Consider the following 8,919-nt stretch of genomic DNA (forward strand, 5'->3'; position numbering starts at 1 on the left):
ACAGGTTATCCGGGACCACCGGCCAAATAGCCGCCTATGCCGACAAAGCGGCAATCGACGAGCGGCCCGTGTTCGGCCAAGCTTCGGCACATGCCGTTACGCCTCAACAACCTGCTCCGCGACGAAGGAATCGATCCTGCCGACGTCCGCCTTTTGCGGCATCAGACGTCGAAGGTTCGCGGGCGCACGCCCTACACGCTCTGGCGCGATGACCCCGGCAGCTTCGAGACTTACCAGAGCACCCAGGTTAGTGCGCCGCGTGAGCGCTCCCGTTTCCGTGGGCGCTACTGGGCAAGCTTCGTGGTCCCGCCGAGCGGAGCCACCATGTTTGTCGGTCTCTACGCGGTCGCGCTCGCTGGCACCGTGCCATCCGGGACGATCGACCCTTTGACCGGCGTTAACGTCGGCGGCCCGAAGGGCCTCATCGCCCCTTATGACCATTACGAATGTACGCGGGTCCAGCAACTCAGCGACTACATTGGCCGCCTCTTCATCCATTGGGGCGACACGGCCAGCGCAAGCCGCGCCTGGGTTCAGAGAGCTGATAATCAGGACAAGGCGATCGTCGAACTGACGCGAACTTTCCGCGAGGAGGAATTCCCCGGTTTCACAAAGCTCCTACGACCGCTTTCTGACATCGAGACCATGCCGCTGACATGGCAAGCAGTCTTGCGCGCTACGCGCGGTGTCTACTTGCTGGCCTGCCCCCGGACGCGAGAGCACTACGTTGGATCGGCGTATGGGGAGGACGGGTTTCTAGGTCGTTGGTTGACCTACGCAACGACCGGTCACGGCGGCAACATAGGTCTCAAGATGCGCGATCCGAGCGACTACTTCGTCAGCATTTTGGAAGTGGCGGGCTCGAATGCGACGGTCGATGAGATTCTCGGCCTTGAGGCCGTTTGGAAGCTAAAGCTTCACAGCCGCGACATCGGCCTCAACTTCAACTGACACACGCGCAGCCAACTTCACGACGAGGACGGCGTATCGATTGGCCTTCTGAATACCTCTGATCCCGGCCCGCTCGACCCAGGAAACTGCCATCCCATGTGCGTGACTGTGTTGATGATCGCGCAGGCAAGTTCAGCGGTGTGCGTTCGGACTTGGTTTAGGTAAGCCACATCAACGGGTGTCGTGAAAATCTCATCTCGCTTGTTGACGTACAGGGGCACCGATCGACCTTGCGCATCTGGGGCACGCCAAGAGCCATGGCAGAGCACATTCCTGAGATCTGCCGCTTCCCTGAGATCTGTCACTAGCTCGGGAAGGTTCGCGATCGTGGCCTTATCGTTGTCGCGCACAGCCTTGCTGTAAGTGTCGATGAGGCCGCCCAAAGGGTTTGATAGCGCGCGCTGCAACGTCGGCAGCCATTGCTCATATGCGGCTTCGATTTCGTCCTGCGGGTGCTGGCGAGTTGCCGTGAAGGCGAAGATCGCCTTGCCAAGGACCTCTTCCAAAAACCCGAATGTAGCCACGACCCGACCCAAGGCCTCCCAAAAGGCTACCGGGTGCCAATGGGTGGGAAATTGGCCGGGGAGGGTCACGGCGTTAACCAGATAACGTTTCGGTCCAGCGTCTACCATCTGCCCAACTTCTACTCGCCGCATCCCGCCCTGGTGCGCTTGGTGGAACGAAGGCCGGATTGGCCGATGAGCGTCAAGGGTGCGCGTCTATCCGCCCATCACCGTCACCGACAACTGGCCCGACTTCGTGCCGGTCACCGACCACGAGGCGCGGATCATCGAAGCCTTCTTCGCCGACCTGCTGGACTAGCTGTTCGGTGCCATCCCCTGACACCCTGGAGACATCGCCATGGGCCGCCTAGTCCCACCGGAGCCGACCACCACCGCCCCGGATCGGGCGGCTCTGTATCTGCGGGTCTCGACCGGCCGCCAGGCCGAGAGCGACCTCTCCATTCCCGACCAACGGCGGCAGCTTGAGGCGTTCTGCGCTGGCAAGGGCTGGCGCTAACCCGTATGCCGTTAGCCGTGGCAGCGTTTCACCATGAGCCGATCAGGACCGTCGAAATCCATAGCGCAAGCCTTGGCCCAACAGGTCCAACACCGCCTCGCCCTCCTCACTCATCGGATTGGGGATCATTTCGACCCTGGCGTGCGCCGGGGTGCTCAGATTGCTCACATATGCAATCCAGTACTGCACGCCGCTGCGCGCACGCGCCGCCGCCCTGCCCGCCCTGACTTCCGTCTCACCCATCTTGAAGGAGAGAGGGTCGTTGAGGCTCGCCTTGACCTCGATCTGCCACACCTGGCGACCGACATTGATTGCAAAATCATAGCCCAGACCGTCATTGCCCGGGCGACTGGTGAATTGCTCGCCGATCTTCGATTTCCACGCCGCGTCGATGTCCTGATCCGACGCCTTACGCATCAGCCAATGGCGGACGGCCAGTTCGCCCAGCCGGCCGATCATGTCCGTCTTCTGCGACGGGACGTCATTTGCACCACCGCCCCCGCCGCCTCCGGACGCAGGTGCGTTCGAACCGCCTACCTTGCCCCGAGCCGGTGCCAAGCCCGCCTTGCGGCCCAAGGGCGTGGCGAAAAGCTTGGGCGACAAGCATTGAACGAGTTCGGCCTCCAGAGCCGCCCAATCGGCCCCTTCAGGATCTACCGGGCGGCCGTTGAACGGCACCGACCGAGCCGCTTTCCTGCGGGCCTCCGCCGCCAGATTGGCTTGAGCCTGCTCGGCGGCGATGTCCCTCTCGACAATCTTGTGCACAGTACGGTCCAAGGTCAGGTCCATGCTTGGAGGCCAGGCGCCAACCCTATCCGTCCAGGCCAGCAAGTCTTCGGAATTGAGCGTGCGCCAGTCAAAGGCCCCCGATTGATCCAGCAGCGCCCGCAGTCCCGCCAGCCCCCCGTCGGCCTCGCGCCAGATCTGATGGGGCGTCGCCCTGGTCTTGCTCCACGCCCGCACCAGTGGCCCCGCGCTCTCGACAAAGACCTTCAGAGCAGCGACGTTGGTGCGGCGAACCCGATCGAGGGCTTCAAGTCCGGGAGGATCCGAGCCGAGCGGTAGCGCGCCATGGGCCTGGAGCCACAGGTCGATGTGAGCCCGGATCAGCGCGTCGGGGACTTCCTTGTATTTCAACAACCAGTCAGGATCGGGCGACAACGCGCGCGCGGCCTCGCGCGCCTGAGCGTATTGCGGTGCAAGGGAGCCCTCGCTCAACGTCGGCGCATAGGCCGCACGCAGCAGATCGGTGATTTCCAGATCATGGGCACCAGCGTAGCCGACGACGAGGCCGACGTGGAGTTCGGCGTAGGTGTCGGGCTTTTCGCCAACAGCGATCAGGGCAAGGTTCAGCGCTTCGAAATCCAATCCCAAGGCGTCGCGCAGCTCCGCGATCGTCAGCGCCGTCTTGCAGGCTTCAAGCACCTGGTCGGCGTCCCGCTCCAAGGGTCCAAGCCAGGGCGAGATCGCCCGGCGCAGATCTGCGATGTCCTTAACGACCTCTGCCTCCCGCACCACGAACGTGTCCAAGGCCTCACTGCCGTCGGCCATGTAGAGCAGGGCTCGAAGCCAAGGCAGGTGACGCTCCAGTCCCGCGCCGAGCGTCTCCCGGACCGCACGTCTGGCCGATCGAGAAAGACGGAGCGTGCCGCACATGTCTTCCAGGTCCAGGTCTGTAAAGGCGGCCTCAGTCGGGGCCGCACCCGCTGAGCGTTGCCCGAGAAGCAAAATTCGAAGCACCGATTCCAGGACGGGCTGATCGATCGCTTCGCAGAGCGCGCCCAGTGCTTCGTCTAGCACCGACCAGTTCGCCGGTCCGGTGGTTCTGCAGACGACGATCGCGCGGCCGTCCGCAGTCTTGAGCGCAAATGCGCTTCGCCCGTCCACTTCTTGGTCAACATCCAGACCGTCGATCTTAAAGCCGATCGTCGCCGCGCCCTGGAACAGTAAGCGTTCGAGCCGGTCGATGATCGCATGCCGGTCGGCCGGCAATCTTTGGGCCTCCGGTCCCTTGAGTGCTTCCATCGCCACCGCAACCATGCCCTTCAGCCGCGGCCATCGTACAACGATTGGGGCGACCTCCCCCTCGCCCACATCCCGGCCGTCGACGCTCATCGCGTAGTTCACCTGCGACAAAAGCCGGACCTTTTCGCCGTAGAAAGCGCGCATCACGTTCCCGACCCCGACGTGGTCGGTCCGGGCGTCAAACAGCAATCGCCCCGCCGCTTCGAGCAAGCTAACGGCCGTTTCGTCGTCACCGTCGCGCACGTAGAAGGGCTCATCGCCCTGTGCGATCAACGCCGGACGCACAACCTCGGTGTCGGCTCCCCTTCGCGCGAGCAGAATGTGAGGCGGGTGCGCCTGGGTCCCCAGCTGCCCGCGCCCGAAACGCTCGGCGATCTTGCGCCAGGTTGCAAAATAAAGATTAAGCAGCCGCCGTTCGAAGTAACGATCAAACCCCTCCTTGGCGTACTGCTCGGCCAAGAAGACGGCTTGGTCGACGAGGCCGTTCGGGTCATCGAAAATATGAAGTCCGCCGCGCGCCTGCAGGATCTGGATCTGATTAGGTCCTGCTCGCTCCAAAGCGCGCATTACAGGAACGGCCGGACGACGAAGAAAGCTTGGGAACCGGTCGCCGGCCTCCGGCGCCATCCAGATATCGGACGGGCGCGCCAAAACCCGGCGTCCGCCGGAAACCGAAGGCTCGTCCGCTGGGACCCAGGCGGCGGACCTCAGGAAGGACTTCAGCGGCGTCGGCCAGGTCCGCGCGTCGTCGTGGATGAAATGATAATGATGGACGTTCAGATCCCAATAGGTCGGCTGCGCCTCACCAAGCCAACCGATCACCAACTGGGCATAATACTCCAGGCATTCCCGACTAAATTCGGCGACGTCGCCCTGCCCCGGCATCCAGAGTATTTCTCCACGAATGAAGTATTCGCTTGTGGGGGTCATCGCCATGGCGTGAGCGTTTTCGGCGAGAATGTCGGCTTTCCATGCCTGCGCCGCTTGCAGCGAGATGCCGAGCGCATTGCAAAAGACCATGTCGCGCAAGCGCCAACCTTGGACCTTCGTCGCCACCTCTTGCTTTGTAGGTTGGAGCCCGCGCTTGACACCCAGCTGCGTCAGGAACGTCGTCCAAAGCTCCGTATTGCCACCTACCTTCAGCGAGTAGTGCGTCTTGGGTGCCAACCGTCTCTTCCCAAGTGCGACGACATCGGCGCTCGTCGGGGGCGCTGCGTTCAAAAATCTCTGCAGCAGCCGACCACTCGTCTCCTCAGGCCAAGTCTCCGAAAATATCGCCTCGCCGGCTTCGATGAACTCTCCGTCCATCGTCGGCACCAAGAAGCGATGGGAGGGCTGCAGTTGGAAGCCCCGCCCCGTCTCCTGAGGCCGGCGCCAGATCTGGAACGCCCAACGCAGACCGGCCGCCCTGGGCGCGGCACGATGATCGGCGCGCACCACGCGCGAAAGCTGGGTCAGGATGGTCTCGCGGTCAAATTCGAGCACGAGCCCCTGTTTTTCGAGATATCCCCGCGCTTCCGAAAGCTCGCCATGCCACTCAAGGGCGTCCGACAGGAACGCAAAGTTATCGGCCAGGCTCTGGGGCGGCGACAATTGCTCCGGGTCGGCTTTGTCGCCACCGCGCCGGGCCGGTGGCGAAAAGACGGCGACAGCGATAGGCGCGCGCCGCCGCCGCTTGGTGGCCGCCTGGATTTCGGGCGCCGCGGCCATGGCAGCCCGCAGCTTGCCGTCGGCGCACAGCAACACAGGTTTGCCGGCAAGGACATGGCCGGATTTGTCGAGCAACTCGACTAGATCCTTATAATAGGCTGACCATCGGGCTGTGGAAGGCAGTTTTGCGGCGGCGATGTCCTGGGCGACCTGAACGGCCAGCGTGCCCCGTTCCATTGCATTGGGCGCTTCCGAATAGCCGGCGACGTGCTTGGCCAGATAGGCGGTCAGAATGGGAGCACGAAATTCCAGTCCTGGCCAGATCGGAGAGGCTCCCGTTGTTTGCGCAAGGGCCGCGGCGGTTTGGACGCCGAATGTCCGGCTCTTGTTCGTCCATTGCCGAGCCGCGACCGCTCGCGCCCAGCCCACGCCTTCGACCTCATCGGCGAACGTCAGCACCGGAACGACGGGCGCCTGGCCCAGATTGACCGCGCCGAGGCGCGTGGCGATGCGGCGGCCTATTTCCGCCGGCAGGTCCTCCAGGGTTTGAAGGCTGTCGACCTTCCGCCAGCACATCAGGTCCACGACCATGCGCGCGCGTTCTTGCGGATCAATGTCGAGCTCAAAATCGGCGTCGGGACCGACCAGGCGGGCAACCGTATCGGCCGCAAGATGGGCCGCAGCCTTCAACAGCACCGCGTTGAGGTGAACCGACGCATCCAAATTCTTGCGGTTGGAGCTTGGGAAGAAGCTTCCATGCAAATAGCCGGAAAACGGCGCTACGGCTTCTTCCCCCATCGGGAGAAAGGTGTAGAGGCGCGGCGTGGCCACCACGCCGTCCAGCCGTACGGCCAGGGCCACCTCCCCCTCGCCTTCCCACTTGAGCCAATGTTTGTGCAGTTGCTTCTTCTCAACGCCGTCCAGGACGCACGCCGTCATGGTCGCCTCGGCGATGCGCCTGCGCGAGATCATGTAGCGCCCGGCGGTTCCTAGGTCCGCAATAGACACCTCCCCGCTATGCCGTTCATGTCGCTCAAGGCTCAGGGCCCGGCGTTCGACCCCATGTTCATCGATCAGGCGCACGGTCAGGCGCTCGAGCCTGGAGAGAAAAAGCAAGACGGGCGCTTTTTGCGCCTGAAGTTCTGCGATCTCGCTCAAGACATCCTGCGCGGCGGCCTCGGAGCGGACCGGCAGCGCAATGACGGTCGCAAATCCTCGCTTTGCGAAGGCCCGCACCGCTTCAGGCTGTTCTTTCAACCAGATCGGGACGTGGAAGAGCGGAAGATCCTGTCGCGCCAGTTCACGATGGCGCTCGTTTCCGAGCAACGCTTGCAGGTCCTCGGCCTGCGCGAAGCGGAAGCAGAACCCTTCGAAACCATGCCCCCCGGCCCAATCGCCGGCTTGCGAATAGACGGCCGGGGAATCGCAGATGTGACCCACGCTGCGAAATCCAAGGCCCTTGTTGCCAATGGATTCGCCGGGGGGCTTGCTCGAGAGTCCCATGTTTCTCAGGGCGTCGACATTCTTCTCCGAAAAGGGTGCGCCGCGGTTGGCGACATAGAGAACCCCTCCAGTCCCGCACCGATCGAACAGGACTTCGATCTCACCGTCAGACCGGCCGTTGGGATGAACGTCGTTGGCGTTCTGGATCAGCTCGATCAGAAACCGGCCGTGGTAATCGGCGGCTATGGCTTCGCCCATGCTGGCCGCGCCGGCATAAATGGGCGACAGATAGTCCCCGTGTTCGTCGATCGTGCCGACGAAGCTTTCGAGCGCGCGCTTTGTCGCCCTTTCGATATAGGCGGAATAGGTTCCCGCAGGATCGGTGTCGTACATCGCAGGCTTGTTCCGCCTCTCAACGACGCTACCGTCGACTTTCGTCAAGATAAGCCAATACGCACAGCCCAGACAATGTTTTCGAGCAGTCGACTTTCACGCTTTGGCACCCCGGCTGGATCTACTGAAGAATCCCTTTCAGCGGTCGCCCATTTCTCCGCCAACAACCGGACCGTTCCCAAGGTTGCCTAAGCGTTAGCTCCGGTCTATCGAGAGTGAGTGCCTACCACCGTCATAGAAGCGTAACTGTCCAGAGGCTTAGCCGACGGGGCTTCGACGGACGCGTCATTCGCCCCCCCCCCCACGAGTTACAACCCTCTGCCAACAATCCATCACAGTGCATTTCTCTAAATATACACTATCGCATATCCGCCGCCCGCGAGTGGCGTTTAGGCTTCGATCAAGACCGAGCCTCTAGTTCACACTTCGAGTGATTTTTTCGAATAGACAGTAGTTCAAATCCGGGATGGCATCTCTGCCTAGTATTCCTCCGCCAGCATGATCGTCATCACGCGCGTGCATCGGAGGGGATCTTCGGGGCGATCGCAGCCGGTCATCAGATCAGCGTTGTAGTAGTCGATCTTCCAAAACACCCTCTGGCCACAAACATCGACGGCTCCAAAGTCGTGCTCGTCATAGGGATCGTTGTCCGGATTAAAGTCTGCGAACTGGCTTACCGCGGCGAGGACCGCCCTAAGGAAATCACCGCCCTCCGCAGTGATGCCTGGCGTCACCATTACTCGCCCACCGATGAGCTCGCGACGCAGTTTGTCATTCAGCGCCCGAATGGACGCCGTTTTGGCATTGATCATGATGTTTCCCGATTTTTAGCGCGTCGCGCTTGAAGGCTCAGACCAGGTCAGCGAGCCGCTTGATGCTGAGAAGCAGAACTAGACCCGTTGCTGAGAACTGGCGGTCTGTAGCGATGGCGTGGTCGCGAATATCGCGTTCGATCAAGATGCTAATTCGGTTGCCCGTTTCCAGATCGATGCCATTGAACCGGAGATCGTGGACGCCCTGAACATCCTCCAGCGCGACCGCTACCGGCTGGATATCGGCGATGGATTTGAGATTCACGGCCCACCTCCTACAGGTACTGGACCAAGCGACGCTGCGCGTCGGTGTCACCATCGATGTAACGCTGTGTCGTCTCGATAGAACGGTGCCCAGCGAGTAGCTGGACGTCCCGCAAGCTCGCGCCCGCACGGTGTGCTGATCGAGCCGCGTTGGTGATGAACGTGCGCCGCCCGCTATGTGACGAACAGCCAACGGCTCCGATCTCGCGATAGAGCGAGCTAAACCAATTGACGATGCTGTTTGCGCGCAGCGCTCCATCTTTGGCTGATCGAATGACGGGACCTACGCCATCCGTGGCCCGCAGAAGTGCGGAGAGCGCGGATCTGAGATCTGGGTGAAGCGGCACCCGTCGCCCGCCCC

The 8,919-nt window shown here is 62.2% G+C and carries 7 protein-coding genes; 2 read left to right on the forward strand and 5 right to left on the reverse strand.

What is annotated here, in order from left to right; translation table 11 throughout:
• Positions 1–90: 90 nt before the first annotated feature.
• Entirely contained in the window at positions 91–951 is an 861-nt protein-coding gene (locus DBR10_RS14875) for a GIY-YIG nuclease family protein (protein WP_108490354.1), read from the forward strand.
• Positions 952–968: 17 nt separating this feature from the next.
• Here the strand turns inward: DBR10_RS14875 and DBR10_RS14880 are convergent, their stop codons facing one another.
• Positions 969–1,583 (reverse strand): hypothetical protein, encoded by a 615-nt coding sequence (locus DBR10_RS14880; protein WP_108556470.1) that lies wholly within the window; start codon positions 1,581–1,583, stop codon positions 969–971.
• A 229-nt stretch (positions 1,584–1,812) separates the two neighbouring features.
• Here DBR10_RS14880 and DBR10_RS18940 point away from each other — a divergent pair, with 229 nt between their 5' ends.
• The gene (locus DBR10_RS18940) at positions 1,813–1,971 is read left to right on the forward strand and encodes a recombinase family protein (RefSeq protein WP_158272200.1); all 159 of its coding nucleotides are present in this window, start codon (positions 1,813–1,815) and stop codon (positions 1,969–1,971) included.
• Positions 1,972–2,013: 42 nt separating this feature from the next.
• Here the strand turns inward: DBR10_RS18940 and DBR10_RS14885 are convergent, their stop codons facing one another.
• From DBR10_RS14885 to DBR10_RS14900, 4 genes are all read right to left on the reverse strand, one after another.
• Positions 2,014–7,482 (reverse strand): sacsin N-terminal ATP-binding-like domain-containing protein, encoded by a 5,469-nt coding sequence (locus DBR10_RS14885; RefSeq protein WP_146187857.1) that lies wholly within the window; start codon positions 7,480–7,482, stop codon positions 2,014–2,016.
• Positions 7,483–7,961: 479 nt separating this feature from the next.
• On the reverse strand, positions 7,962–8,294 hold the full coding sequence (locus DBR10_RS14890; protein WP_108504687.1) for a DUF3768 domain-containing protein: 333 nt from the start codon (positions 8,292–8,294) through the stop codon (positions 7,962–7,964).
• A 37-nt stretch (positions 8,295–8,331) separates the two neighbouring features.
• On the reverse strand, positions 8,332–8,559 hold the full coding sequence (locus DBR10_RS14895) for a hypothetical protein (protein ID WP_108504686.1): 228 nt from the start codon (positions 8,557–8,559) through the stop codon (positions 8,332–8,334).
• 10 nt (positions 8,560–8,569) lie between these two features.
• Positions 8,570–8,905, reverse strand: a complete 336-nt coding sequence (locus DBR10_RS14900; RefSeq protein ID WP_233243424.1) for a site-specific integrase — start codon at positions 8,903–8,905, stop codon at positions 8,570–8,572.
• Positions 8,906–8,919 lie beyond the last annotated feature (14 nt).

The organism is Caulobacter sp. HMWF025, from assembly GCF_003060965.1.
Taxonomy (GTDB): Bacteria; Pseudomonadota; Alphaproteobacteria; order Caulobacterales; family Caulobacteraceae; genus Caulobacter.

Excerpts from the sequence above, each read along its gene's own strand:
- DBR10_RS14875 (WP_108490354.1), top strand. The coding sequence starts at position 91 with ATGCCGTTACGCCTCAACAACCTGCTCCGCGACGAAGGAATCGATCCT.
- DBR10_RS14880 (WP_108556470.1), bottom strand. The coding sequence starts at position 1,583 with ATGGTAGACGCTGGACCGAAACGTTATCTGGTTAACGCCGTGACCCTC.
- DBR10_RS18940 (WP_158272200.1), top strand. The coding sequence starts at position 1,813 with ATGGGCCGCCTAGTCCCACCGGAGCCGACCACCACCGCCCCGGATCGG.
- DBR10_RS14885 (WP_146187857.1), bottom strand. The coding sequence starts at position 7,482 with ATGTACGACACCGATCCTGCGGGAACCTATTCCGCCTATATCGAAAGG.
- DBR10_RS14890 (WP_108504687.1), bottom strand. The coding sequence starts at position 8,294 with ATGATCAATGCCAAAACGGCGTCCATTCGGGCGCTGAATGACAAACTG.